The 25,701-nt window shown below is 73.4% G+C and carries 22 protein-coding genes and 1 pseudogene; 10 read left to right on the forward strand and 13 right to left on the reverse strand.

Features of this window, described 5'->3' with window-relative positions; all coding sequences use genetic code 11:
* Positions 1 to 17 precede the first annotated feature (17 nt).
* Together ACZ516_RS24340 and ACZ516_RS24345 are read right to left on the reverse strand one after the other, a co-directional pair.
* Positions 18 to 518, reverse strand: a complete 501-nt coding sequence (locus ACZ516_RS24340) for a ribonuclease FAU-1 family protein (protein ID WP_358913710.1) — start codon at positions 516 to 518, stop codon at positions 18 to 20.
* On the reverse strand, positions 499 to 1,437 hold the full coding sequence (locus ACZ516_RS24345) for a GNAT family N-acetyltransferase (protein WP_469011654.1): 939 nt from the start codon (positions 1,435 to 1,437) through the stop codon (positions 499 to 501). Before ACZ516_RS24345 ends, ACZ516_RS24340 begins: the two co-directional genes overlap by 20 nt.
* A gap of 84 nt (positions 1,438 to 1,521) precedes the next feature.
* Between ACZ516_RS24345 and ACZ516_RS24350 the strand changes: the two genes are divergently transcribed.
* Both ACZ516_RS24350 and ACZ516_RS24355 read left to right on the forward strand, forming a co-directional pair.
* The gene (locus tag ACZ516_RS24350; RefSeq protein WP_358913708.1) at positions 1,522 to 1,902 is read left to right on the forward strand and encodes a GntR family transcriptional regulator; all 381 of its coding nucleotides are present in this window, start codon (positions 1,522 to 1,524) and stop codon (positions 1,900 to 1,902) included.
* 109 nt (positions 1,903 to 2,011) lie between these two features.
* Positions 2,012 to 2,545, forward strand: coding sequence for a putative immunity protein (locus ACZ516_RS24355; RefSeq protein WP_361079111.1), 534 nt, complete (start codon positions 2,012 to 2,014; stop codon positions 2,543 to 2,545).
* Between the two features lie 47 nt (positions 2,546 to 2,592).
* On the opposite strand, the gene ACZ516_RS24360 is transcribed toward ACZ516_RS24355, so the two are convergent.
* Positions 2,593 to 3,687 (reverse strand): DUF5925 domain-containing protein, encoded by a 1,095-nt coding sequence (locus ACZ516_RS24360; RefSeq protein WP_361079108.1) that lies wholly within the window; start codon positions 3,685 to 3,687, stop codon positions 2,593 to 2,595.
* Positions 3,688 to 3,838: 151 nt separating this feature from the next.
* Here ACZ516_RS24360 and ACZ516_RS24365 point away from each other — a divergent pair, with 151 nt between their 5' ends.
* A complete protein-coding gene (locus ACZ516_RS24365; protein WP_469011655.1) occupies positions 3,839 to 5,260 on the forward strand; it encodes a GH39 family glycosyl hydrolase in 1,422 nt (473 codons plus the stop codon).
* Between the two features lie 18 nt (positions 5,261 to 5,278).
* Here the strand turns inward: ACZ516_RS24365 and ACZ516_RS24370 are convergent, their stop codons facing one another.
* The 5 genes from ACZ516_RS24370 to ACZ516_RS24390 form a co-directional block, all read right to left on the reverse strand.
* Positions 5,279 to 8,947, reverse strand: coding sequence for a lipopolysaccharide biosynthesis protein (locus ACZ516_RS24370; RefSeq protein ID WP_469011656.1), 3,669 nt, complete (start codon positions 8,945 to 8,947; stop codon positions 5,279 to 5,281).
* Positions 8,940 to 9,743, reverse strand: coding sequence for a polysaccharide deacetylase family protein (locus ACZ516_RS24375; protein ID WP_358589219.1), 804 nt, complete (start codon positions 9,741 to 9,743; stop codon positions 8,940 to 8,942). Before ACZ516_RS24375 ends, ACZ516_RS24370 begins: the two co-directional genes overlap by 8 nt.
* The gene (locus ACZ516_RS24380) at positions 9,740 to 10,759 is read right to left on the reverse strand and encodes a glycosyltransferase family 2 protein (RefSeq protein WP_469011657.1); all 1,020 of its coding nucleotides are present in this window, start codon (positions 10,757 to 10,759) and stop codon (positions 9,740 to 9,742) included. The genes ACZ516_RS24375 and ACZ516_RS24380 overlap by 4 nt, the downstream gene beginning before the upstream one ends.
* Complete coding sequence (locus ACZ516_RS24385) at positions 10,756 to 11,589, reverse strand: glycosyltransferase family 2 protein (RefSeq protein ID WP_469011658.1); 834 nt, start codon at positions 11,587 to 11,589, stop codon at positions 10,756 to 10,758. The genes ACZ516_RS24380 and ACZ516_RS24385 overlap by 4 nt, the downstream gene beginning before the upstream one ends.
* Positions 11,590 to 11,994: 405 nt before the next feature.
* Positions 11,995 to 12,420 carry a hypothetical protein gene (locus tag ACZ516_RS24390; RefSeq protein ID WP_469011659.1) on the reverse strand — a complete coding sequence of 142 codons (426 nt, stop codon included), beginning with the start codon at positions 12,418 to 12,420 and terminating at the stop codon, positions 11,995 to 11,997.
* Between the two features lie 235 nt (positions 12,421 to 12,655).
* Here ACZ516_RS24390 and ACZ516_RS24395 point away from each other — a divergent pair, with 235 nt between their 5' ends.
* On the forward strand, positions 12,656 to 13,465 hold the full coding sequence (locus tag ACZ516_RS24395) for an SGNH/GDSL hydrolase family protein (protein WP_358589211.1): 810 nt from the start codon (positions 12,656 to 12,658) through the stop codon (positions 13,463 to 13,465).
* 58 nt (positions 13,466 to 13,523) lie between these two features.
* Here ACZ516_RS24395 and ACZ516_RS24400 read toward each other — a convergent pair.
* Positions 13,524 to 14,554, reverse strand: a pseudogene (locus tag ACZ516_RS24400) (serine/threonine-protein kinase); the annotation flags it as partial.
* 385 nt (positions 14,555 to 14,939) lie between these two features.
* Between ACZ516_RS24400 and ACZ516_RS24405 the strand changes: the two are divergent.
* On the forward strand, positions 14,940 to 15,209 hold the full coding sequence (locus tag ACZ516_RS24405; RefSeq protein ID WP_358590355.1) for a hypothetical protein: 270 nt from the start codon (positions 14,940 to 14,942) through the stop codon (positions 15,207 to 15,209).
* A gap of 181 nt (positions 15,210 to 15,390) precedes the next feature.
* Here ACZ516_RS24405 and ACZ516_RS24410 read toward each other — a convergent pair whose 3' ends face one another.
* Genes ACZ516_RS24410 through hmgA form a run of 3 tightly spaced genes read right to left on the reverse strand, consistent with a single transcriptional unit; the run spans position 15,391 to position 18,830 of the window.
* A complete protein-coding gene (locus ACZ516_RS24410) occupies positions 15,391 to 16,602 on the reverse strand; it encodes a type ISP restriction/modification enzyme (RefSeq protein ID WP_469011660.1) in 1,212 nt (403 codons plus the stop codon).
* 46 nt (positions 16,603 to 16,648) lie between these two features.
* Positions 16,649 to 17,398: a GntR family transcriptional regulator gene (locus ACZ516_RS24415; RefSeq protein WP_358590358.1), complete on the reverse strand. Its 750-nt coding sequence runs from the start codon at positions 17,396 to 17,398 to the stop codon at positions 16,649 to 16,651.
* A 40-nt stretch (positions 17,399 to 17,438) separates the two neighbouring features.
* Positions 17,439 to 18,830, reverse strand: a complete 1,392-nt coding sequence (gene hmgA / locus ACZ516_RS24420; RefSeq protein ID WP_361079081.1) for a homogentisate 1,2-dioxygenase — start codon at positions 18,828 to 18,830, stop codon at positions 17,439 to 17,441.
* 92 nt (positions 18,831 to 18,922) lie between these two features.
* On the opposite strand from hmgA, the gene ACZ516_RS24425 reads away from it, so the two are divergent.
* The 3 genes from ACZ516_RS24425 (at position 18,923) to ACZ516_RS24435 (ending at position 22,379) form a co-directional block, all read left to right on the forward strand.
* Entirely contained in the window at positions 18,923 to 19,555 is a 633-nt protein-coding gene (locus tag ACZ516_RS24425) for a TetR/AcrR family transcriptional regulator (protein WP_469011661.1), read from the forward strand.
* Positions 19,556 to 19,713: 158 nt separating this feature from the next.
* Complete coding sequence (locus ACZ516_RS24430; protein WP_469011662.1) at positions 19,714 to 21,207, forward strand: CitMHS family transporter; 1,494 nt, start codon at positions 19,714 to 19,716, stop codon at positions 21,205 to 21,207.
* Complete coding sequence (locus tag ACZ516_RS24435; protein ID WP_469011663.1) at positions 21,207 to 22,379, forward strand: MFS transporter; 1,173 nt, start codon at positions 21,207 to 21,209, stop codon at positions 22,377 to 22,379. The genes ACZ516_RS24430 and ACZ516_RS24435 overlap by 1 nt, the downstream gene beginning before the upstream one ends.
* 91 nt (positions 22,380 to 22,470) lie before the next feature.
* Here the strand turns inward: ACZ516_RS24435 and ACZ516_RS24440 are convergent, their stop codons facing one another.
* Positions 22,471 to 23,682: a S8 family peptidase gene (locus ACZ516_RS24440; RefSeq protein ID WP_469011664.1), complete on the reverse strand. Its 1,212-nt coding sequence runs from the start codon at positions 23,680 to 23,682 to the stop codon at positions 22,471 to 22,473.
* A gap of 404 nt (positions 23,683 to 24,086) precedes the next feature.
* Here ACZ516_RS24440 and ACZ516_RS24445 point away from each other — a divergent pair, with 404 nt between their 5' ends.
* Positions 24,087 to 24,494: a YciI family protein gene (locus ACZ516_RS24445; protein WP_469011665.1), complete on the forward strand. Its 408-nt coding sequence runs from the start codon at positions 24,087 to 24,089 to the stop codon at positions 24,492 to 24,494.
* An 8-nt stretch (positions 24,495 to 24,502) separates the two neighbouring features.
* A complete protein-coding gene (locus tag ACZ516_RS24450) occupies positions 24,503 to 25,642 on the forward strand; it encodes an RNA polymerase sigma factor (protein ID WP_469011666.1) in 1,140 nt (379 codons plus the stop codon).
* Positions 25,643 to 25,701 lie beyond the last annotated feature (59 nt).

The raw sequence follows: 25,701 nt of genomic DNA on the forward strand, positions 1-25,701 counted from the left end.
GGCCCGGGGCGCGGTGCTCAGACCGTGCCGAGGAGCCCGGCGCGGGCCAGGGACTCCAGCTCCGTGAGGGCGCGCAGGGCCGCCGCGGCCGCCTCGGGGTCCGCGGCGCGCAGGCCGCTCGCCTCGAACTCGTCCTCGTCCAGGCGCAGCACGGTGCTCCCGTCCGGCGAGCACCACAGGTCGAGGTCCAGGTCCTCCACCGTGAGGACGCCCTCCGCGCGGACGGCGGGGCGGGTCACGTCGCAGTACCAGCCCTTGAAGGTGCCGTCACCGGCGTACACCTCCTTGACGGCGTACCAGCGGTCGCGCCAGTAGTGCTCGGTGAAGACGTCCCCCGGCTCGAAGCGGACGAAGCCGAAGTCCCGGCTGCCGGGGGCCGCCCAGGGGGCCCGGACCGTGACGCGCGTCCCGTCGTCGTGGAGCAGCTCCGCCGGGTAGCGGATCTTGGTGCGGCCCGCCTTGACGAGGGCGACCTCCACGGTGGCGGGGCGCCCTCCGTCAGCCGAGGTGCCGGACATGACGTACCTCCGTCGCGCAGATCTCGTAACCGAACCACTGGTTGATCGCCAGCATCGGTTCGTTGCCGGTGTCGTTGCCCGTGAAGGCCTCCGTGCAGCCGGCGGCCCTGGCCCGGTGCAGGGAGTCGTTCTTCGCGAGCTTGGCCAGGCCCCGGCCCCGGTGGGCGCGTGCGGTGCCCGTCATGCCGGAGGCGTAGCGGCCCGCGCCGTCCGTGCGGGCCAGGGTGAACGCCGCGGGGCGGCCGTCCACCAGGGCCACCGTGGTCAGCTCCCGGCTGACCAGCGGATGCCGCCAGGTCTCGGCGAGCCAGTGCTCGTAGTCCGTGAACTGGGCCGCCACATCGCCCGGTTCGTCCGCCGCCGTCTCCGCGTCGAGTGCGAACAGCGGCCGCGCGTCGTCCGCGAACACCGAGCCGCTGACCAGCTCCACCCCGGCGGGCGGCTCCCGGCGCGGCGGCAGCGCGCCCCGGGCGAGGTCGAGGCGCAGGAAGTGGGCGCGCCGGCTGGCGCGGTAGCCGCGGCGGGCGGCGAAGGCGAGGTTGGCCGGCTCGTCCAGCACCCAGGAGTAGACGGTGCCGGCGCCCTCGGCCGCCAGATGCTCCTCCGCCGTGCGCAGCAGGAGCGTTCCCGCGCCGGTGCCGAGCCGCTCCGGATGGACGTACACGTTGGCGAAGCCCTGGCCCGGCTCGGGGCTGTCGTGGGCGATGCCCACCTGCGCGGTGCCGATGACCTCGCCGCCGGTCTCGGCGATCAACTGCCGGTAGCGGGCGGCCGGATGGGCGTGCGCGCCGTCGAAGGCGACGGACTCGGGGGTGGCGAGCATGGCCGGCACGCAGGCCCGGCGCACCGCGGCGAAACCCGCGACGTCCACGGCGTCGGTCGGGCCACCGGGGCTGAGGGAGCGCACGATCACTGTCATGGCCCCGCACGGTACGCGGACCGCGTCCCGGCGCGCCTCCGCTTTTCCCGCCGCCGGGCCCCGGCCGTGCGGGACAATCGCCGGGTGACTGTGAAGATCGACATCGACGAGGGCGCGAGCGACGCGCCGTACGAGCAGGTGCGGGCCCAGATCGCCGGGCAGGCGCGGTCGGGCGCGCTGCCCGTCGGCTACAAACTGCCCACGGTGCGCGGGCTCGCCCAGTCGCTGGGCCTCGCGGCGAACACGGTGGCCAAGGCCTACCGGGCACTCGAGGCCGACGGGGTCATCGAGACCCGCGGCCGCAACGGCACGTTCGTCGCCGCCGCGGGGGACGCGGCGGCGAAGGAGGCGTCCACCGCCGCGCAGACGTACGCCGAACGCGTCCGGCGCCTCGGCCTCTCCGAACAGGACGCGCTGGCCGCGGTGCGGGACGCGCTCCGCGCGGCCTACGGGGCGTCCGGCTAGCGGACCGCCCGGACCCCGGCTTGAGGGTTGCCGCCCCACCAGCGGGGCCTGCGGCGGCAGGAGCGGCACAAAGTCTCAAACGCCCTGTTCAGGGATACCGTAGAGAGGCATGAGCCGAGAGAGCCCGAGCTTCGAACTGACCGAGGACGACCGCCGCTCCGTCACCCGCTGGGCCGTCGCGTGCGCCGAGCGCGCGCTGCCGCTCTTCGAGACGGAGGCCCCCAGCGACCCCCGCCCGCGCGAGGCGGTCGAGGCCGCCCGCGCCTTCGCGCTGGGGGAGCGGCGGACGGCACGGCTGCGTACCGCGGCCTGGAGCGCGTACCAGGCGGCGCGCGAGGCCGGGGACCCGGCGGCCGAGGCCGCCGCGCGCGCCGCGGGCAGCGCGGCCGGAGCCCCGTACCTGCATCCGCTGGCCACCCCGCACCAGCTGAAGCACGTCCTCGGCCCCGCGCTGTACCTCGCCCGGGCCCACGAGCTGGCGCAGGGCGACGACCCCGCCGTCGGGGACGACGAGGTCCGCTGGGCGCTCGGTCAGGTGCCCCCGCGGGTGCGGGCGGTGGTGGCACGGATGCCGGCCGGCGCCCCCGGCCGCACCCGGCTCGGCGCCCTCCACCGTCGGCTCGAAGCGGGCCTGCGCGGCTGAGCCGAGGGGAGGGCGGTGGGCCGCCCCGAGGGGAGCGGGCGCCCCGGCTACAGATACAGCCCGGAGTCCGCCCCCTCCCGCTGGTCCGGGACCGACGTGGGCGAGGTGCCCCGGCGCAGCGCGAAGAGTTCGGCGAGGGTCGCGCCCTCGCGCGGGACACCCTCCTGCGTGCCGAGCCACTCCACCGCCTCGGGCCGGGTCAGCGGGCCGACCTCGATGCGGGCGAGGCAGCGGCCGGGCCGCACGACCGCCGGGTGCAGGCGCTCCAGGTCCTCGTTGGTGGTGACACCCACCAGGACGTTGCGGCCCTGCCCGAGGAGGCCGTCCGTGAGGTTGAGCAGCCGGGACAGGGCCTGCCCCGCCGTGTGCTTGGCCTCGCCGCGGATCAGCTCGTCGCAGTCCTCCAGGAGCAGCAGCCGCCAGCGCCCCTCGGCGGTGCCGTCGTCCTCGCCGATCGCGATGTCCATCAGATAGCCGACGTCGCCGAACAGCCGCTCCGGGTCCAGGACGCAGTCCACCTGGCACCAGTCGCGCCAGGAGCGCGCGAGGGTCCGCAGCGCCGACGTCTTGCCCGTGCCCGGCGGGCCGTGCAGCAGGAGCAGCCGCCCCGAGATGTCCTCGGGGGTGGTCTTCATCAGCCTGTCCATGGCGTCGGCGACCGGCGCCGTGTAGTTGGGCCGCACCTCTTCCCAGGTGCCGGCCGAGATCTGCCGGGTCGTGCGGTGCGGGCCGCGGCGCGGCGAGACGTACCAGAACCCCATCGTCACGTCGTCGGGCTGGGGCGCGGGCTCGTCCTGCGCGCCGTCCGTGGCCTGCCCGAGGACCCGCTCGGCGAGTTCGGCGCTGGTCGCCGTCACGGTGATGTCCGCGCCGCGGTTCCAGCGCGAGACCAGCAGCGTCCACCCCTCGCCCTCGGCGAGCGTGGCGCTGCGGTCCTCGTCCCGGGCGGCCCGCAGCACCCTCGCCCCGGGCGGCAGCAGGGTGGAGCCCTTCTTGACGCGTTCGATGTTGGCGCTGTGCGAGAAGGGTTGCTCGCCCGTCGCGAAGCGGCCGAGGAACAGTGCGTCGACGACGTCGGAGGGGGAGTCGTTGTCGTCGACGTTGAGCCGGATCGGCAGGGCGTCGTGAGGGTTCGCAGCCATGCCGCCATGATCCGGCACGCGCGCGCCGTCGTGCACCCGGTTTCCCCGGAAGCCGCGCGCGCCGTGGTGCGCCCGGTTGCCCGTGAGAGCCTCGGGCGCCGTCCCGTGGAACCTGTCCCAGCGTCCGCCGCCGCCGATACGCTTGTCCGTGATGGCACGTCATGGGTGGTTCTCACGGGCAGGGTGGTGGCGTCTCGCCGCACTGCTCGGCGTTGGTCTGGCCGTACTGGCCCTGGTGATCACATTGGTCCGCACGGACTCCGGCGACGGCGGCAGCACCGCGGGCACCACCCCGGACGGCGACAAGGTGCACGGCACCCCCGCCGTCCCCTCCGGCAAGCCCGCGCCCGAGGCCGGCTGGGGCTTCACCCACACCCAGTACAGCGCGGACGACGGGGAGCCGGACGCCGTCGCGCGCGTCCGCGCCGAGCTGGCGGCCCAGGGCCGCCCCGTCCCGCAGATCCAGCACATCATGGGCTGGGGCGCGGGCAACCCCGAACCGGTCAAGGGCCACTACGACTTCGCCGCGATGGACAGCCGGATGGACTTCATCCGGGGCAGCAAGGGCACGCCCGTCGTCACCCTGTGCTGCGCTCCGGACTGGATGAAGGGCGGCGAGCCCGGCGCGGACAACACCGACTGGAGCCAACAGGCCCTGGAGACCGCCCCCGAGCCCGAGCACTACGGCGACTTCGCGAGGCTCGCCGCGACCGTCGCCAAGCGCTACCCCGACGTACGCCACTTCATCGTCTGGAACGAGTTCAAGGGCTTCTGGAACGACGAGGAGGCCCGCTGGGACCAGGAGGGCTACACCGAGCTGTACAACCTCGTCTACGAGGAGCTGAAGAAGGTCGACGAGGACATCCTGGTCGGCGGCCCCTACCTGGTCATGGACAGCCTCGGCCCGCGCGGTAGCGAGAACGCCTCGCGGGTGGAGGGCCCCTGGGGCCGCCTCGACCAACGGCCCCTGGACGCCTTCGAGTACTGGAACCAGCACAAGAGGGGCGCGGACTTCGTCGTCGTCGACGGTTCCAGCTACACCAAGGACGACGAGCTGCTGCCCGACGAGTTCACCGCCACCGACAAGCTCACGGCCGTCGGCGACTGGGTGCGCGAGCGGACCGGGGACCTGCCCCTGTGGTGGGCCGAGTACTACGTGGAGCCCGGCGACAGCCAGGACAACCGCGACGACTGGTCCGAGGCGCACCGCGTCGCCGTCCACGCCTCGGGCCTGATGGCGATGGCCCGCGGTGGAGCCACCACCGGTTTCTACTGGAACCCGCAGAAGCGCGGCGCCCGGTGCGCCGGCTGCCTGTGGACGGCCACCCAGCAGGCGGACGGCGGGCGGCCGTTGCCGATGCTGCGGCTCATCGAGCGGTTCGGCGAGGAGTTCGGACCCGGTACCTCGTACGAGAAGGTGCCGGTCGCCGGCGACGACGCCGCCGAGGTCCGGGTCCTCGCCGACGACAAGGCCGTCCTCGTCGTGAACACCCAGGACCGGCGGATCAGCGCCGAGGTCGACGGGCACCCCCTCGCCCTGAAGGGGTACGAGGTGAAGTGGCTGAAGCGGTGACTTCCTGGGCCCCCCGGCTCACGCCATCGTCACGAAGCGCTGGACCAGCGACGCGAGCAGCACGGCGAGCAGCGGCAGCGCGAACCAGAAACTGCCCTCCAGCCACCGCTGCTGCCGTACGCCTGGCGCCGCCGCGACCCGCACCACCTCGCGCGCGGTGAGCAGCAGCACGAGCACGGCGCCGGTGAGCGCGCCCACCACCGACCACGGTGTCCAGGTCACCTGCGGCCCGACCGCCCCCGGGTCGGCCTTGGGCACCGCGCCGTCCGGCTGGTCCCGCAGGCTGTAGACGGTCGCGTCCCGGTGGGAGAACACCTTCTCGAGTTCCTCGCGGTCGTCCAGGTGCCGGATGAGCCGCGGCTCCCAGTTCCCCGGATAGCCCGCGTTCAGCTCCAGAGAGACCGACTGGCCGCGGCTGACCATGAGGTAGGACCGGGGCCCCGCGTCCTTGAGCGCCTTGACCAGGCCGGAGACCAGGACCGGGTCGGCGGGCGCGGGCGTCGGGACGTACTCCACCTTCTCCATGTCCCGGGCGCCCCACGGCATCGCCGGCGTCACGGTGTTCACCGTGTCGTCGCTCAGCCACAGCAGCCGCGCGCTCGGCTCGTCGTGCGCGTACACGTACTCCATCGCCGCGACCTCGCCGGGCCGGACGCGCTCGAAGGACTCGTTGCCCCAGCGCGCCACGAGGAAGCCGCCCATCAGCACGAGCCCGGCCAGCAGCGCGGCCGCCGGCGCCCGGCTCACCCGGTCGCGGTCCCGTTCCGCCGGAGTGATGCCCGCACGCGGGAACAGCGCGAGACCGCCGAGCAGCGCCGCGCCCGGCAGCGCGAACAGGAAGACGCGCAGGGCCATCTCACCGCCGTACGACTGCATGGCGAAGCCCAGGAACGGCACGAAGGTCAGGACGAGGAGCGAGCGTTCCCCGTACCGGTACGAGCGCCGCCGCCACCAGCCCCAGCAGGCGAGCGCCATGACGCCGCCCGCCAGCGCCACCCGCACGTACAGCACGAGCCGGTGGGTGGGGCTGCCGCCCTCGATGCGCCCGGAGACCGACGAGGAGACGTTGCCGCCGACGCCCCCGACCCCGCCGAACAGGTCCTGGAAGTGCCCCGACCAGTAGGGCTCGGCGAGGAAGCCCAGCCAGCCGACGACCAGCACGCCGCAGAGCAGCGGCAGACCGCGCAGCTCCGAGCGGCCGGCCAGGACCAGTGCCGTGAGGACGCCGAGCATCACGAACGGCGTCAGCTGATGGGCGGGGACGGTCGCCGCGAAGAGGGCGATCAGGACCAGGAGCAGCACCGCCCGCTCCCCGCGGCCCGTCGGCTCCACCTCGCTCTCGCCGGGGCGCCGCTTGGCCCACAGCACGCGCGGGGCGCGGAACCAGACCAGGAGTACGGCGACGAAGGCGAGGTGGAGCAGGTACGTGAAGCCCTGCGGGGAGAAGTAGTCCTGACCGACCCAGCCGCTCAGCACGAAGATCCACAAACCGGCCCACTTGGCGCGCCAGGACGCCCGCATCGCGCGCACGAGCAGGAACATCGGCGCCAGATACAGCAGTTGGACGGCCGTCGGCCACCAGCGGATCACCTCGGTCAGGTCCGAGACGCCGCACGCCTTCGCGACGAACGCGGCCGCCGCGAAGAAGCCGGGCCAGCTCCAGCGCGCGTCCAGGTCGGGCACGGCGGTGCCGGTCCGCTCGATGTACTCCAGGAAGCCCAGGTGCTGCCAGGCCGTGGCGAACCGCGGCTCGGTCTCGACGACGGCCGGCAGCGCGTGCAGGGACACGGCCGTGGCCAGCAGCGTCACGAGCAGCAGGGTCTTGACCGGCCGGTCCATCCGCAGCAGGAGCGCGAACACGAGGACCAGGAGCGCGGCGCCGAGCAGCGTCGCCACCGGCAGCACGGAGACCAGGCCGAGCCCGCCCATGCCGTCCAGGTCCGCGTCGTCGAGACCGGCGACGGGCCCCCAGTACAGACCGAGCGCGACGGCGAGCAGCAGCGCCACGCCGAGAACACGCGGGCGCCCCGGGCGCGCCGCCGCCCCCTCCCCGGCGGCAACCGCACCCTCCGCGTCGTCCCCCTCGTCCTTCCCGCCCATCCCGCTCCTCGGTGCGGGCGTGCCGGGGCCGGGGCAGACGTCCGGCCTGCGCTCCAAGTGGTCGAAGTCGGGCTGTACGGCGAGCTGCGAGGTGTCCGAGTCGAGCGAGTCCCGCCACGCCCACGCGGGCCCGTGCCGACCCTCGCGGCCGGCGCCCCCGTCAGGGCCCGGGACGGGCGCGGCCGGCTTCCCCGGGCCGGTCAGGTCAGCGTCCGGCGCCGTGTTCCCGGGGGGCCCGCCCGAGGGGGCCGCCCGTACCACGCGGTACAGCCTCGGCGTCGCGACCGCCACGATCACCGCCAGGCTGGAGACCTCCGCGACGCCCGCGCCGGTCAGCCCCATCCGCGGCAGCAGGACCAGCGTGAGGCCGAGGACCAGCACGCACAACAGGCCCTGGAGCCAAGCGATTCCGGCGGTCCTGCTCTGCGCCCGGCGCACCGCGAAGTACGTCTCCATGACCACCCGCAGCAGCGCCCCCACCGCGAGCCAGCGCAGCAGCGGCGTGGCGGCGTCCGCGTACCCCCGGCCGAACATGCTCAGCACGAGCGGCGCGGCCAGGAAGAGGACGCCGCACACCGGCAGCATGATGACCGCCATCCGGCGCAGCGCCGAGCGGGTGTTGGCGGCGAGCAGCGCCGGATCGTGCGCGCCCTCGACGGTCAGCGAGGCACCCATGTTGACGGCGAGGAGGTTGACGGTGCCGCCGATGGCGGTGGTGACGTAGAAGTACGCGTTGTCGACCGAACCGACCTGCGAGGCGACGACGACCGGGACGAGGTAGACCACCGCGAGCGAGAAGAGCGAGCCGGTGCAGTCCCCGGCGAGGAAACGGCCGACCTCCCGCGGCGTCGGCGGCTGCGTGCGGCCGTCGGTGGCCCGCACATGGCGCGGCACCAGGCGCCGGAGGACGAGCCAGCCCAGCGGGACCACCGAGACGAGGATCGAGGCGACCCAGGAGACGAAGACCCCCGCCGTGGGGATCGCCGCCGCCAACACGATGAGCAGCACCAGCTTCGCCACCGAGAAGACGGTGTTGCCGACGGGCACCCACAGCGCGTCGCGCAGCCCGGTCAGGACACCGTCCTGAAGGGTCAGCACCGACCACGCCACGACGGCGAGGACGAACCCCGCGCCCGGCACGGGACCGTGCAGGAAGCGGTACGAGGGCCCCCACAGGTCCAGCGTCAGCAGGAAGAGCCCCGCGGCGAGCGCCACGGCGAGCGAACTGCCCGCGTACGTACGGAAGATCAGCCGGCCCGCGGCGCGCCCCGCGACGGGGATGAACCGGGCGAGGGCGCCGGTCAGCGTCACGGCGGTGAGCCCGGCGAGCAGCTTCATCGCCGCGATCGCCGCCGAGCCCTGACCGACCGCCGACTCCGAGTAGTACCGGGCGGCGGCCAGCCAGAAGCCGACGCCGAGCACCCCGGAGATCCCCGTGTTGAGCATCAGCGCGTAGGCGTTGCGGAACAGCGGGCCGGCGCCGCCCGACCCCGGCGGGCGCATGCGGCGGGGCCCGCCGGGTGGCGGCCGCTCGCCGCCGTGCGGGGAATCCGGGACGTCGGCCTGGGCGGTGGTCGTGTCAGACACGGGAACGGATGGCCTTCCGGCGGACCTGTCGGACTCTGCGGACCACGGCGTACCCCTTGGTGAGCGCGTGGTCCCTGACGAACGTACGGGCGAGCGCGCGGCCCTCGACGAGCCGCAGGAACTCCTCGGGCCCGGTGGACCTGCGCACCGTGACCCGGCGCAGGGCGTAAGGGCCTTGGGCGCGGCGGGCCAAGGTGTTGCCGACGGCGAGCGACTGGGCGAAGCCCGCCTCGCGCACCCGCTCGCGCACCCGGCGGCTGGAGTAGCCGTAAGGGTAGGCGAAGGAGGCCGGCCGGGTGCCCGTCTCGTCGGCGATGATGTCCCGGCAGCGGCGCAGCTCCCGGCGCAGCTCCGCGTCGGGGAGCTGGTCGAGCTGGGGATGCGTGTGGCTGTGGCCGCCGATCTCCGCGCCCGCGGCGGCCAGTTCGCGCACCTGGCCCCAGTCGAGCATGAGGTCGAGGCCACCCCCGGTGTCGTGCGCGCCGCGCAGCCAGCCCGTGGAGACGAACAGGGTGGAGGCGAAGCCGTGCGCGGCGAGCACCGGCAGCGCGTACCGGTGCACGCTCTCGTAGCCGTCGTCGAAGGTGATCAGGACGGGACGTTCGGGCAGGGGGCCGCCCGGGGCGCGCCAGGCCGCGGCAAGCCGGGCGGTGGTGAGGGGCGTGAAGCCCCGCTCGCCGAGCATCTCCATCTGGCGTGCGAACGCGGTGGGCGACACCGAGAGGCCGCGCGTCGCCTCGCTCGGCTCACGCGCGACCGAGTGGTACATCAATATCGGCACGCGTCTGTCGCTCATCCGGCGGCTCCCTCGCCACCCCTGCCCCGCACGTCTTCCGTCGGGCCGGTGATCTCCGTGACACAGAACGCGGTGCCCGCCCGGCGCGCACGGACGCTGCCGAGCAGATAACCCACGGCCGCCACCGCCACTCCCGCCACGATCGCGCCCGCGCGCCCCGCGCCACCGGGCCGCCCGAGCACGGCGTCCCGCAGGCCGCGGCCGACCCCGGCGGGCAGCACGCACGTGGTGTGGTGCCGCTCGGACGCAAGTCCCCTGCCGGCGCCGACACTCCTGGCCACCAGCGCCTTGGAGAGGCCCTCGGCGTACGTCCGCGTACGGAAGTACGCGAACCGCTCCCGCGCCGCGGGCACCCGGTGGTGGATCACCGCGCGGTCGTCGACCAGCAGGACCGCGTCCGGTCTCGCCCGGGTGAGCCGGATGCAGAACTCCGTCTCCTCGCAGCCGAGCGGCCGGCCGCCGCCGTCGCGTCCGATACCGGTCGCGAAGCCGCCCGCGACGTCGAAGGCGGAGCGCCGGAAGGCGGCGTTGCCGCCGAGGACGTTGCGCACCCGTACGCGCCCTGCCGGGTGGCCCCGGTACGTGCACCCGACGACCCAGTCGAACTCCTCGGGGAACCAGACGGGCCGCCGCCCGGACGCCCACAGCGGCACGGTGCGCCCGCCGACGGCGAACACCCGCGGGTCCGCGAACCCCTCGGCGAAGTGGCGCAGCCAGTCGCGCTCGGCGACGGCGTCGTCGTCGAGGAAGGCGACGACCGCGCCGCGCGCGGCGGCGACACCGGTGTTGCGCCCCGCCGACAGGCCGCGGGGGCCCGCGTTGGCGAGCACCCGCACCCCCTCGCTCCCCTCGTACTCCTGGGCGAGCCGGTCGAGGAGCACGGTGTTGTGGTCGACGACCAGCAGGGTCTCCAGGGCCGCCACGGACTGCGCGCGCACCGAGGAGACCGCCGCGAGGATGTCCTCCCAGCGGTCCTCGGTGTACACGCAGATGACGACGGACACGTCCGGGCTCAAGACACCTCTCCCCGGCCCGTGCGGAAGGGCAGGCCCCGGACGTCCTTGCGCCGCGCGCCGCGCCCGCGCCGGCCCGAGCGCTCGCCGAGGATCACCTTCAGTACGCGGATGCCGTCCCGGATGGCGCGCAGGTTGCTGGTGCCGTGGATCCGCAGATACTCGTGGCTCGGGATCTCCTGCACCTTCAGCCCCGCCTTGACGACCCGGATGTTCATCAGGGTCTCCACCTCGAAACCGGTGCAGTCCAGCTCTATCTTGTCCAGGCAGTGCCGCCAGAAGGCGTTGTAGCCGTAGCACAGGTCGGTGTAGCGGGCGCCGAACTTGGCGTTGACGACCGAGCACAGGACGTGGTTGCCGAGCCTGCGGATCGGCGTCATGTCGTCCGTGCCGCCGCCGTTGGCGAACCGCGAGCCCTTGGCGAAGTCCGCTCCCGAGACGAGGGCGCAGACGTAGGAGACGATCTCCTGGCCGTCCGCGGAGCCGTCCGCGTCGACCATCACGATGATGTCGCCGGTGCACGCGGCGAATCCGGTGATCAAGGCGTCGCCCTTGCCCGTGCCGAGCTGGCGCACCACCTTCACCTCCGGCCACAGCTCCCGGGCCACGACCACGGTGTCGTCGGTGGAATTCCCGTCCACCAGGACGACTTCGTGGATCCAGTCGGGAAGTGTCTTGAAGACGTGGGGAAGATTCTCCGCCTCGTTCATCGCGGGAATGACCACACTGACCGGCGGAGTGATCGCCAGATGCGTGGAGATGGGACGGTAATGGTGGCTGAACTCGTCCAACGGGTCCTGCCCTGCGTCTGCCGGGCGCAGAAAAGAAGTCATGAGTCCGAAAAATCCCTCTCACCGGTGGACCGCCCGCCCCCGGGCGGTCCGGTAATCGATCCGGGTCGAAAGGGGGGTTCTCACCCGAGCACGCCGAAGAGAGATCTCCGGGCATGTCGAATGCATTGGCACAGCGCGGCCCGTGACCCGGCTGAACAGCGCTCACCGGGCACGGGCACCCCCCTACCGCGCCCCGCGCGAAACCACCGCGATCCTGAGCTCTCTCCCCTCACCTCTCTCATGAGACGGGCAATCTATGCGGTCGCATTCGGACTGCTCAATTTCTTGCTCGGCGATCGGATTCCGCCCACCCGCTTGAGCAATGTGTCGACCGTTCCGAAGAATTCCGGTCGGGAGAGCACGGTGGTGCGCAGCGCTCTGATCGGAGCGCGGTACGCCCGATGTTCAGGTGGTCCGCCTTCTCGCCGGGCGGCGGCGCAGGTGCCGCGCCGCCGCCAGGAGCGGAGCGAGCGCGCTGAGGGCGGCGACGGCGACGACACCGCCGCGCACCGACCACACGTGGAGCGCCAACATGCCCTGGGCCACCAGGACGTCGACCGCGAGGGCGCCGGCCACGGCGGCCACCGCGCGGCCCCATGGTTCGAGTGCCCGCAGGGCCGTGGCGAGCGCCGCCGCGGGTGCGGCGATCAGGAAGAAGAAGGTGCAGGGGCCGCGCAGCGGCACGTCCAGGTCGAAGAGCGCGAGCGCCGCGCCGACGCCTCCCACGGCGACGGCCGCGCCCGCTGCCAACGGCAGCAGATCCGTCCCGCCGCCCCGACCGGTGTCCCGGTCCGTTCCCGATGGCGGTGACTTGAGCCTGATGGTCTGCATGGACTGCTTTGCCCCCCGACGCGCCGAATTCCGGCGCTTCAATGTGGCGCAGTCCCGATCGGCCCGTCAAGACGCGGCGGATGCGTGCAGATGTTCGCTGAAACACCTGTGTGACCGGAGTGAACTCCGGGAGCGGGAAGGGGAATTGTGAACGAATTCGTTGACATGAACACTATCGTCGGGCGCGGCCGCGTGCTACCACGGTCGAGGCAGAAACCCTGCTAAAGGAGGTTCCATGAGATTGTCCCGCTTCACGGCATACATGTCCTCGCTCCTCCTCTCCGCCGCCTTCGCCCTCGCGGGGGCCACGACGGCCCACGCGGACCAGAATGCGGCGGCCACCGGCTATGTGGCGCTCGGCGACTCCTACTCCTCGGGGGTCGGGGCCGGCAGCTACGACAGCGCGAGCGGCGACTGCAAGCGCAGCACGCGCGCCTACCCCGCTCTCTGGGCGGCCGCCCACTCACCCTCCAGCTTCCATTTCACGGCGTGTTCGGGCGCTCGTACGGGTGATGTTCTGGCGAACCAGCTCGGCCCGCTCGGCGCCGGCACCGGCCTCGTGTCCCTCTCCGTCGGCGGCAACGACGCGGGCTTCTCGGACGTGATGACGACCTGCGTACTCCAGTCCGAGGCCACCTGCCTGAACCGCATCGCCCAGGCCCGCTCGTACGTGGACTCGACGCTCCCCGGCAACCTCGACAAGGTGTACTCCGCGATCGAGGCCAAGGCCCCCGCCGCCCATGTGGTGGTGCTCGGCTACCCCCGCTTCTACAAGCTGAACGGCACCTGCGTGACCGGCCTCTCCGAGCGTGAGCGGGCCGCCATCAACGACGCCTCCGACTACCTCAACGCGGCCACCGAGAAGCGGGCCGCCGACCACGGCTTCACCTTCGCCGGGGTCACCGGCGCCTTCACCGGGCACGAGATCTGCTCGGGCAGCGCATGGCTGCACAGCGTGAACTGGCTCAACATCGGCGAGTCCTACCACCCCACGGCCGCCGGACAGTCCGGTGGCTACCTCCCCGTGTTCACCTCGGCGGCCTGATCACCGCAGCCTGATCACCGCGGGCCGGACGAACGCGTCCGGCGTTGAGGAGACCCCGCCCGTCGGGGTCTCCTGCGCGCACGTCACCGCTCACCGAGCCGCCGTTGTCGCCGCCGCCCCCGTCGTCGCGGGTGACCAGGGCGTACGTCAACCCGCCGAGGGCCAGCGCCAGGGCGATCAGGACCGCGACGAGGACCGGCACGGCGCCTCGGCGCCGGTCCGGCACGCTCGTCGGCGCCGTCTCACGGACGGCCGCGGCCTGCCGCGCCGTGGGCTCCGGCGGAGGGTGCTCGGCGGTGGCGGGCGGCGCAGAGGGGAGCGGGGCCCCGGCGAGCGGCCTGCCGCCCGAGACGATGAGCCGCAGATCGCGCTCGGCGTCGGCGGCGGACATCCGCTCGTCCGGGTCCTTGCGCAGCAGCCCCTCGACGACCGAGGTGAGCGGCCCGGCACGGCGGGCGGCGGCTCCTCGTCCACCACCGCGCGCAGCGTGCTCAGCGGCGTCTCCTGACGGAACGGCGAGGTCCCCTCCACGGCCGCGTAGAGCGTCACGCCGAGCGACCACAGATCGGACGCCGGACCCGGCCGGTGGCCCAACGCCCGCTCCGGCGCCAGGAATTCGGGCGACCCGACGACCTCACCGCTCACCGTCGGCGCGGAGCCGCCCTCGCCCATGGCAATGCCGAAGTCCGTGAGGACCACCCGGCCGTCATTGGCCATCAGTACGTTGCCGGGCTTCACGTCGCGGTGCAGGACCCCGGCGTCGTGGGCGGCGCGCAGGGCCGCGAGCACCTCGGCGCCGACGCGGGCGACGCGGCGCGGGGGCAGGGCGCCCTCCGCCTCCAGGACGTCGGAGAGCGAGAGCCCGCGCACCAGCTCCATGACGATCCAGGGCCGCCCTTCCTCCATCGCCACGTCGTGGACGGTGACGACGTTGCGGTGCGGGATGCGGGCGGCGGCCCAGGCCTCCCGCTCCAGGCGCGCGTACAGCCGGTCGACCTCGGCGGCCGGGAGGCCGGCGGGCGCGCGCACCTCCTTGACGGCCACCTCACGCCCGAGCACGTCGTCCCTGGCCCGCCACACCGTGCCCATGCCGCCCTCGCCCAGCGGCGCGAGCAGGCGGTACCGCCCGGCGATCACACGCTCTGACGGGCTCACGGGTGTCCCCCTTCGCAGTGGTGCGATTCTCCACAAAAGTAGCAACTCTCCGTGCGAACCGGGAGCCCGCCGCCCGCGCGAAGCGGGATCGCGGATGCTGGCACGTGAGATACCCCACGCGAGGGCCGCCGGGGCCCGTACGGCACCGTCCGCCGGGGCTGAATGTCCAAGTCGCCCTGGAATCAGTCGTATTCGGAGCGGGGTCGTCAACCCCCTTGCGGGGCAGGTGAATCCTGTGGCCGGGATACACGTGTGTCCCGCCGGGGCGATAGGGTTAACCTGCCCTGGGCCGGGTGCCCTCGTACGGGTGGGGAGTGACATGGAACAGATAACGGTGCGCAGCAGGGCGCGTGTCCCTGCGATCACTTGTGGGAGCAGCGCGAGCAGCTCGCGCCTCGACCGCCATCTCTCGGTGCTGGGCGGCCCAGCCGTCCCGCAGCGGGAGTCGCACGAGGCGACGCTGCTGATGCGTGAGCTGACCTCACGTGACACCGCGCACGCCCGCAGCAGCAGGGGAGCCCGAGTGAGGCGTGTCTCGCTCTTCGCGCCTCTGCGCAGGCTGCGGCGATCGCTTTTCGGCGGCCGCTGACCACAGGCGGCCCCGGGACTGAGCCGCCGCTCCGCGGCGGATCTTTCCCATCCCCTCGCTCGCCCCTCCCCTCTCACCCGTCACACCACCCCGGTGACGCCGCACGTCGTGCGCGCACCTGCCGACGGCGCGACGGCCGTGCGCACCACCCACCCCGCACGGCCCGGACCGCCCAGCGGGTCTACAGCAGCGCGAACTGCCCCTCGGGTCCCTCTTCGAGGTGATCGAGGACGGACGCCGGCCGCCGCGCCCGGTCGGGCACCGGCAGCAGGCCCGCGCCGCCCAGCTCGCCCGCGGTGATCCCGCGACCCACGGCCGCCGCCAACTGGGCGCGCTCCGGCGCCAGTTCGGCCGTCAGCGCCAGGACCGTGACCAGTTCCAGCAGTTCGGACGTCCAGGCCTGCGGCCACGCCCGGGGGCGGATCGACTCCAGGGTCCCCGGCTCCGCCTCCGCAGCGTCCGCGCGCTCCTCGAACCACCGCTCCAGCACCCGGACCCCGCTCACCTCGAACTCCCACGCCGCTCGCGGCACGGGCGAGATGACGCCCGTCCCACCGACCCGAAGGACCTGCTCCTCGGCGTCGTACGCCAGGTCATGCGGCCGGGCGGGCAGCGGCGCACGGACGTAGGGCCTGCGCCCGCCGGGGAGTTTCGGGCGCGGGCCCTCACCGCGCAGCTGGAGCCGGAGCAGCCGCTCCCCGAGCCGTACGCCGCTCGCCCACAGGGCGGCGTCGGCCGTGAGCGGAACCCGGCAGCCCGCCGCCGAGCCGGACCCCAGCGCGAGCACCCAGGCGAGCAGCGACCGCGCCGTCACCTCCTGGCCGAGCACCCCGGACAGATGCCCGAGCAGTCCGGGCGCCACATTGGGCTCCAGGCCCCCGGGGCGGCGGAACAGCGGCCGGATGCGGCCGGGCCGCCCGGCGGGCGCGTACCCGTCCGGCAGCGCGGCCGACGCGACGACCGCGGGCCCCGAGCCGCTGCCGGGCACGTACCCCTGCTCGACGGCGAACAGCTGCCCGCGGCCGGCGACCCGCCACAGCTCGGGGCGGGCGACGTCGATGAGCCGGTGGTCCGGGATCAGCCACTGCTCGTCGAACGCGCCGTGGCGGACGCGCACGGGCTCGGGGCAGGGACCCTGCTCTCGGGCCAGCCGGCCCGTCCCGCCGGGGTGGCCGGGGAGCTGGGCGACCGCGCTGTCCGGGGTGCGGGAGCGGGTCGGACGAAACAGCGCCTCGCGCTCCGCCCCGTCGGCGCGCAGGAGCGCGGCCCAACGGGCCTTCAGACAGGCGGCGTCGGGCCCCATCGGCCAGCCCCGGCCCGGCCGGAGCGGTGCGACGGACCACGGCATGAGGTCGGCGAGCAGCGGCGCTTCGTCGTGCGTCACGCCCGGCATCGTACGACGGTCCGGGCGGCGGACGGCACCGTGCCGGCGCCCCGCCTCACGTCGCTTCGAGCGTGACGGAGAAGGAGAAGCGGTCCCCGCGGTAGTGGATGCGGGCCACGTCGAGGACCCGGCCGGCCTCGTCATAGGTGACGCCGGTGTAGTGCAGTATCGGGCTGAGCAGCGGCACTTGGAGGAGGCGGGCGGTCTCCGGGTCGGCGAGGGTGGCCTCGACGGTGTCCGTGATGCGGCTGATGCGCACGCCCACCACGTCGCGCAGGACCTTGGTCATCGGCCAGCGCGCCAGGTCCGCCAGGTCGATGCGGGCGGCCAGTTCGGGGCGGACGTAGTTGCGGGCGTGGTTGGTCGGCTCGCCCGTCTTCTCGTCGCTGCGCAGCCGGTGGTACGTCGCGACCTCGGCCGAGTCGGGGAAGTGCGGGGCGAGTTCGGCGGGCAGGGGCGCCGGCCCGTGCCCCAGCAGTTCGGTGGTCATGCCGGACTGCTGGGCCACGATCGCGTCGACCGAGCCGAGCAGGCGCACCGGGGCGCCGCGGCGGGCGCTCGGCTCGATGAAGGTGCCGCGCCGCCGGTGGCGGGTGATCAGCCCCTCGTCCTCCAGCTCCTTGAGCGCCTGCCGCATGGTGAGCACGCTCACGCCGTAGTGCCCCGCCAGCTGCTCCTCGGTGGGCAGCCGGAGCGGGGCGTCGGGCGCGCGGCCCAGTATCGAGGCGCGCAGGGACTGCGACACCTGGTACCAGAGCGGCAGCTTCCGATTCAGGACGATCGAGTCCGGGGCGAATGCGGTCACGGTCTCTCCGAATCAGTCGCGCTGCCCGGGTGCGGAGGGCTCAGCTGCGGAAGTGGCGCTCCAGACCCTGCCACACGTCGTCGTAGCCGCGCTGCAGGTGGGACGCCGTGGCCGCCTGCTCGGTCGCCGTCACCGGCCACCGCGTCTCGAACATGAAGGCCAGGCCGTCGTCGATCTTCTGCGGCCGCAGCTCGGCGGCCGACGCCTTGTCGAACGTCTCGCGGTCGGGGCCGTGCGCGGACATCATGTTGTGCAGCGAGCCGCCGCCCGGCACGAAGCCCTCGGCCTTCGCGTCGTAGGCGCCCTCGATCAGTCCCATGTACTCGCTCATCACGTTCCGGTGGAAGTACGGCGGGCGGAAGGTGTCCTCGCCCACCAGCCAGCGCGGCGCGAACACCACGAAGTCGACGCCCGCGAGGCCCGGGGTGTCGGACGGCGAGGTCAGCACCGTGAAGATCGACGGGTCCGGGTGGTCGTAGCTGATGGAGCCGATGACGTTGAAGCGGTGCAGGTCGTAGACGTACGGGACGTGGTTGCCGTGCCAGGCGACGACGTCGAGCGGGGAGTGGTCGTAGGTCGCGCGCCAGAGGTTGCCGCAGAACTTGTTCACCACCTCCACCGGGCCCTCGACGTCCTCGTAGGCCGCGACGGGCGCCCTGAAGTCCCGTGCGTTCGCCAGGCCGTTGGCGCCGATCGGGCCGAGGTCGGGCAGCTGGAAGGGGGCGCCGTAGTTCTCGCAGACGTACCCGCGCGCGCTCTCCGCCAGCAGGTCCACGCGGAACCGGACGCCGCGCGGGATCAGCGCGACCTCGCCCGGCTCGGCGCGCAGCAGGCCGAACTCGGTGCGCAGCAGCAGGCCGCCGCGCTCGGGCACGATCAGCAGCTCGCCGTCCGCGTCACTGAACACCCTTCCCCCGGCCCCGGCCGACATCGAGGAGTTGGCGTGGTAGAGGTGGATGCCCATGCCGGTGCGCTGCGTGGCGTCGCCGTTGCCGCCGAGGGTCCACAGGCCGGCCAGGAAGTCCGTGCCGGGGGCGGGCTCGGGGAGGGGGTTCCAGCGCAGCCGGTTCGGGTCGGGCACCGACTCGGTGAAGGGCGCGGAGCGCAGGGCGCCGTTGTCGACGCGCGTGAAGCGCGGGTGCGCGGCCGAGGGGCGGACGCGGTACAGCCACGAGCGGCGGTTGTGCGCGCGGGGCTCGGTGAAGGCCGAGCCGCTGAGCTGCTCGGCGTAGAGGCCGAGGGGGGCGCGCTGCGGTGAGTTGCGGCCGTGCGGCAGCGCTCCGGGCACCGCCTCGGAGCCGTGTTCGTTGCCGAAGCCGTGGAGGTAGTCCAGCCCCTCGGCCGTCGTGCGCGCGTCCTGCGCGTCCCGCGCGCCCGCGCGGCTCGCCCCGCCCGCCCCGCTCGTGTCGCCCACGTGGTCCCCGCTCGTCATCGCCATCGCTCCTCGTCCATGATTCCTATGGGACACCGTAGGATTGGAGTTTTCCTTCCGCAAGAGGGAGCCCGCTGCTCTACGCTCCCCGAATGTCCCACCGGAACCCGCAGAAGGAACCCCGGCCCCCGGCCTCCCTGCGCCGCCTGCCCGTGCAGGAGCGCAGCGCCGAGCGGCTGACCCGGATCCTCGACGCCTGCGCCGACGTCCTGGACGAGGTCGGCTACGAGGCCCTGACCACCCGCGCCGTCGCCCATCGCGCGGGCGTGCCCATCGGCTCCGTCTACCGCTTCTTCGGCAACAAACGGGCCCTGACGGACGCCCTGGCCCACCGCAATCTCGACGCGTACGCGGAGCGCGTGGCCGCGCGGGTGAGCGGCCTGGAGCGGGGCGACTGGCGCGGCGCGCTCGACGCCGCCTTCGAGGAGTACGTGGCGATGAAGCGCACCGTCCCCGGGTTCGGCCTCGTCGACTTCGGCGTGCCGAGCGCGCCCGACGCCATGCCGGACGCGAACGACCGGGTCGCCGACCGGGTGGCGGACCTGCTCGCCGACCACCTCGCCCGCCCGCTGGACGACCGGCTGCGCAGGACCGTGCTCGTTGGCGTGGAGGCGGTCGACGCGGTGCTGCAGCTGGCCTTTCGCGGGCGGCCCTCGGGCGATCCGGACCTGGTCGAGGAGGCGCGGACGCTGCTGCACGCGTACTTCGCGCGCTCACTCGAGTGAGCGCCCCGGCGGCCCGCTCCGGCCGTACGTCGTTGACCTGGAGTTTTGCGCTTATTGCTCGCGCGTCAACATCTTGTTAACGCGGGAGAGCGGGTCCTAACGTCATCCGGACCGCCAGACCTGGTGGGAGTTCGATGGTGAACGTGAGGTAGCCCCCCATGCTGACAATCCTCGGATTCGTCATGATCGCCACCTTCCTGGTGCTGATCATGATGAAGAAGATGTCGCCGATCGCGGCGCTGGTGCTGATCCCCGCGCTGTTCTGCGTGTTCGTGGGCAAGGGAGCCCGGCTCGGGGACTACGTCCTCGACGGCGTCGGCAATCTGGCGCCCACGGCGGCCATGCTCATGTTCGCCATCGTGTACTTCGGCGTCATGATCGACGTCGGCCTGTTCGACCCGGTCGTCCGGGGCATCCTGCGCTTCTGCAAGGCGGACCCGCTGCGCATCGTGGTCGGCACCGCCGTCCTCGCCGCGATCGTCTCGCTGGACGGCGACGGCTCGACCACGTTCATGATCACGGTCTCGGCGATGTACCCGCTGTACAAGCGGCTCAAGATGAGCCTGGTCGTGATGACCGGTGTCGCCGCCACCGCCAACGGCGTCATGAACACCCTGCCCTGGGGCGGCCCGACGGCCCGCGCCGCGACCGCCCTGAAGGTCGACGCGGGCGACATCTTCGTCCCCATGATCCCGGCCCTCGCCGTGGGCCTGGTCGCCGTCTTCGTCCTGTCGTACGCACTGGGGCTGCGCGAGCGGGGGCGGCTCGGCGTGCTCTCGCTGGACGAGGTGCTGGAGAAGGAGCCGACCGGCGAGACGGTCCTGGTGGGCGCGGGCGGCGGTGACGAGCGGACGCCGCTCACCGAGAAGTCCGCCGGCGGCACCGGCACCGGCGCGGACACAGTGACCACGTCTGCGGAGGACCCCGGGCACTCCAAGGCCTCGGGGGACTCCAAGGTGTCCAAGGCCTCCGAGGACTCCAAAGACACCGCGGTCTCCGAGGACGACGGTCTCCAGGGGCTCGACCCGAACCGTCCCACCCTGCGCCCCCGGCTCTACTGGTTCAACGCGGGCCTGACCGTCCTGCTGCTCACCGCCATGATCATGGAGTGGCTGCCGATCCCGGTGCTCTTCCTGCTCGGCGCCGCGCTCGCCCTCACGGTCAACTTCCCGCACATGCCCGACCAGAAGGCCCGGATCGCCGCCCACGCGGAGAACGTCCTCAACGTCACCGGCATGGTCTTCGCCGCCGCCGTCTTCACCGGCGTCCTCACCGGCACCGGCATGGTCGACCACATGGCCGACTGGCTCGTCGACGCCGTCCCCGAGGGCATGGGCCCGCACATGGGCCTGGTGACCGGCCTGCTGTCGATCCCGCTGACCTACTTCATGTCCAACGACGGCTTCTACTTCGGCGTCCTGCCGGTCCTCGCCGAGGCCGGGCAGGCCCACGGCGTCTCCACCCTGGAGATCGCCCGCGCCTCCATCGTCGGCCAGGCACTGCACATGTCGAGCCCGCTGGTGCCCGCCGTGTACGTGCTCGTCGGGATGGCCAAGGTCGAGTTCGGCGACCACACGCGGTTCACCGTCAAGTGGGCCGTGCTCACCTCGCTCGTGGTGCTTGGCGCCGGAATCCTCTTCGGCATCATCTGATGCCCCACGCGTCACCCGGGCCCGGTGGCAGGGGGTGGCTGCTCCGTCTCGTCATCGCCTTCGGCTTCGCCCAGGGGGCGGTGTCGATGGCGCGGCCCGCCGTCTCCTACCGGGCGCTCTCGCTGGGCGCCGACGAGCGGGCCGTCGGCGTCGTCGCGGGCGTCTACGCGCTGCTCCCGCTCTTCGCCGCCGTACCCCTCGGGCGCCGGACCGACCACGGGCGGTGCGCGCCGCTGCTGCCCCTCGGCGTCGTCCTGATCTCCGGCGGCTGCGCGCTCAGCGGCACGGCGGGATCGCTCGCCGCGATGGCCGCGTGGAGCGGCGTGCTGGGGCTCGGCCACCTCTGCTTCGTGATCGGCGCCCAGTCGATCGTCGCCCGGCAGTCGGCGCCCGATGAACAGGACCGCAACTTCGGGCACTTCACCATCGGCGCCTCGCTCGGCCAGCTGATCGGGCCGATCGCGGCGGGCGCCCTGATCGGCGCGGACATGGGCCGCACCAGTGCGCTGGCCCTGCTCGTCTCGGCGGCGGTCGGCGCGGTCTCCCTGACCTCGCTGTGGCGCATCGAGCACGTCCGGCCGGTGCGTTCCGTGCAGCGCGCCGAGCGGGTGCCGGTGTCGGCCATCCTGCGCGCCCGTGGCGTGCCCGCCGGCATCTTCGTCAGCCTCGCCGTGCTGTCCGCGACGGACGTCCTGACCGCCTACCTGCCGGTGGTCGGCGAGCACCGTGGCATCGCCCCCGCCACCGTCGGGCTGCTCCTGAGTCTGCGGGCGGCGTCGACCATCGCCTGCCGCCTGGTGATGAGCCCGATGATCCGCCTGCTCGGCAGGACCGTCCTGCTCACCGGCACCTGCCTGCTGGGCGGGCTGCTCTGCGCGGGCATGGCGCTGCCCGTACCGGTGTGGGGCCTCGCCCTGATGCTCGCCGCGCTCGGCTTCTGCCTCGGCGTCGGCCAGCCGCTCTCCATGACGACCGTCGTCCGGGCGGCCCCGGACGGCGCCCGCTCGACGGCCCTGGCGCTGCGTCTCACCGGCAACCGCCTGGGCCAGGTGGCCGCACCGGCCTCGGCGGGCCTGGTCGCGGGTATCGCGGGGGTGGCGGCGCCTTTCGTGCTGCTGGGAGGCCTGCTCCTCCTGGCGGCGACGTTGACCGCACGCTCCCCACGCCCCTGAGGCAAGTGCCCGAAGGGGCGCGGGGAACGGCGCGGCCGACCACGCACGACCCGCGGGGACGAACGGTCAACCGTCCCCACGGGCCGCTGCATTACTGGACGATCTTGAGGAGCCGGTTGGGGGAACCGGACCCGGGGCTGGTCACGACACTCGGCGTGGCCCCGTTCACCAGGGCGGAGGAGACCTGCGCCGGCGTGGCCGAGGTGTGGCCCGCGAGGTAGACCGCCGCGGCGCCCGCGACGTGCGGCGTGGCCATCGACGTACCGGAGATGGTGTTGGTCGCCGTGTCGCCGGTGTTCCAGCCCGCCTTGATGGAGACGCCGGGCGCGAAGACGTCCAGGACCGAGCCGTAGTTGGACCAGCTCGCCCGGGCGTCGTTACTGCCCGTCGCGCCCACCGTGATGGCCGCCGGGACCCGGGCCGGGGAGGAACTGGAGGCGTTGACGCCCTCGTTGCCCGCCGCGACGGCGTAGGTGACGCCGTCGGCGATGGAGTTCTTCACCGCGTTGTCCAGCGACGTGGAGGCGCCGCCGCCGAGCGACATGTTGGCCACGGCCGGGGCGCCCGCGGCGTGGTTGCCGGTCACCCAGTCGATGCCCGCGATGACGCCGGCGGTGGTGCCGGAGCCGTTGTCGTCGAGCACACGCACGGCGACGATCTTCGCCTTCTTGGCGACGCCGTACGTCTTGCCCGCGATGGTCGTGGCGACGTGCGTGCCGTGACCGTTGCCGTCCTGGGCGGTGGTGTCGCCGTCCACGGCGTCGTAGCCGTTGACCGCGCGGCCGCTGATCTCCGTGTGCGTGATGCGTACGCCGGTGTCGATCACGTACGCGGTGACGCCGGAACCGGCCGTGTCCGGGTAGGTGTAGGCGCCGTTCAGGGGCAGGTTGGCCTGGTCGATGCGGTCCAGGCCCCAGGGGGCGCCGGTCTGCGTCGCGTCGGCCGAGATCCGCCGGTTCTGCTCGACGGAGGCGACCGCCGGGTCGGCGGCCAGCCGCCTGGCCTGCCCCGCGCTCAGCTTCACGGCGTAGCCGTTGAGGGCGGATCTGAAGGTCTTCGTCACCGAGCCGCCGTACTCGGCTATGAGGCCCTTGCCCTGGTGCGTCGCGGCCTTCAGCCCCGAACTCTTCTTGAGGGTGACGATGTAGCTGCCGTCGACCGCGTCGGGGGAGCCCGCCGCGATCACGGTGCCCGCGGTGGGGGCGGCCTGGGCGGGCAGGGCGGTGACCGTGCCGAGGACGGCGACGGCGGCGGTCGAGATCGCCGCGGCGATCACCGTCTTCTTGCTGCGGAGCGTAGCCATTACGAGGGGGTCCTCCTCATGGGTGGCGCCCGGGTGGGGGCGTCGCGACGGTGGGGGGCGTGTGCGGGGTCGCACACACGGAAGGGAGCGGTGCGGGGCCGCTCCCGACGCGAGCAGCAGCGTGTCCGCTCCACGCGGGGTAGATCAAGAGCCCGGACGCCTTGTCATGCGTATGTCACGTAACGGAAATCAAACTCCGGCCGACCTCACCGTGAATGTCATCTTTGGCGGCGCTTAGTGCGTGGTGTTCCGTGGCCCGGCGGGGCGGCTCCCTCGTGGCCCGGCGGGGCGGTGCTTCGTGATCCCGGAAAAAAACTTCGCCCGCGATGTCGAGAACCCGCGTCCGGCTCCGTCCCCGGGGTGAACGCGACCACAATGGGCGCACGAGCACCGAGGAGCACACCATGGCCAAGTACCTGCTGTTGAAGCACTACCGAGGCGCCCCGGCCCCCGTCAACGACATCCCCATGGACCGATGGACGCCCGAGGAGGTCTCCGCGCACATGCGGTACATGGGCGACTTCGCGGACCGCCTGGAGAAGACCGGCGAGTTCGTCGACGGTCAGGCGCTCGCCCCCGAGGGAGCCTGGGTGCGTTACGACGGCGAAGGGCGCCCGCCGGTCACCGACGGCCCGTTCGCCGAGACCAAGGACCTCATCGCGGGCTGGATGATCATCGACGTCGACACCTACGAGCGCGCCGTCGAGCTGGCCGGCGAGCTGTCGGCCGCCCCCGGCGCGGGCGGCAGGCCGATCCACGAATGGCTGGAGGTCCGCCCGTTCCTGACCGCCCCGCCCACCATCACGGAGTGATGTCACCGATGGACGAGGCCCTGCTGAGGAGCCTCACACCGAGCGTCCTGACCGTCCTCGTCCGCCGCGGAGCCGACTTCGCGGCGGCCGAGGACGCGGTGCAGGACGCGCTGGTGGAGGCGGTCCGCGTCTGGCCCGACAACCCCCCGGGCGAGCCGAAGGGGTGGCTGATCACCACGGCCTGGCGCAAGTTCCTCGACGCGGCGCGGGCGGACACCGCCCGCCGGCGCCGCGAGGGCCGCGTCGAGGAGGAGCCGGCCCCCGGGCCCGCCCCCGGCGCGGACGACACGCTCCAGCTGTACTTCCTGTGCGCCCACCCGTCGCTGACCCCGTCGTCGGCCGTCGCGCTCACGCTGCGCGCCGTCGGCGGGCTCACCACCCGGCAGATCGCCCGCGCCTACCTGGTGCCCGAGGCGACGATGGCCCAGCGGATCAGCCGCGCCAAGCGGACCGTCTCCACGGTGCGGTTCGACCGGCCCGGCGACGTCGCCACCGTGCTGCGCGTCCTCTACCTCGTCTTCAACGAGGGCTACTCCGGCGACGTCGACCTCGCCGCCGAGGCCATCCGGCTCACCCGGCAGCTCGCGGCCGCCATCGACCACCCCGAGGTGGCGGGCCTGCTCGCCCTCATGCTGCTCCACCACGCCCGGCGCGCCGCCCGCACCGCGCCCGACGGCGCCCTGGTGCCGCTCGCCGAGCAGGACCGGGGGCGGTGGGACAAGGCGGCGATCGCCGAGGGCGTCGCGATCCTCCAGGCGGCCCTCGCCCGGGACCGGCTGGGCGAGTTCCAGGCCCAGGCCGCCGTCGCCGCCCTGCACGCCGACGCGCCGACCGCCGAGGAGACCGACTGGGTGCAGATCGTCGAGTGGTACGACGAGCTGGTCCGGCTGACCGACAGCCCCGTCGTCCGGCTGAACCGCGCCGTCGCCGTCGGTGAGGCCGACGGACCGCGCGCGGGTCTCGCCGCGCTCGCGGCCCTGGACGACTCCCTGCCCCGGTACACCGCCGTGGCGGCCTACCTCCACGAGCGCGACGGGGACCTCGGCACGGCGGCCCGGCTGTACGCGCAAGCGGCCGGGCAGGCCCAGAACCTCGCGGAGCGCGACCATCTGACCCGCCGGGCGGCCCGCCTCAACAACCGCCGCTGACGGCCCGGGAACCGGCCACGCTCCCGGCCCGTCCCGAATACCGCCGGGCGCCCCCGAGG

The sequence above is a fragment of the Streptomyces sp. NPDC034037 genome, from assembly GCF_055575715.1.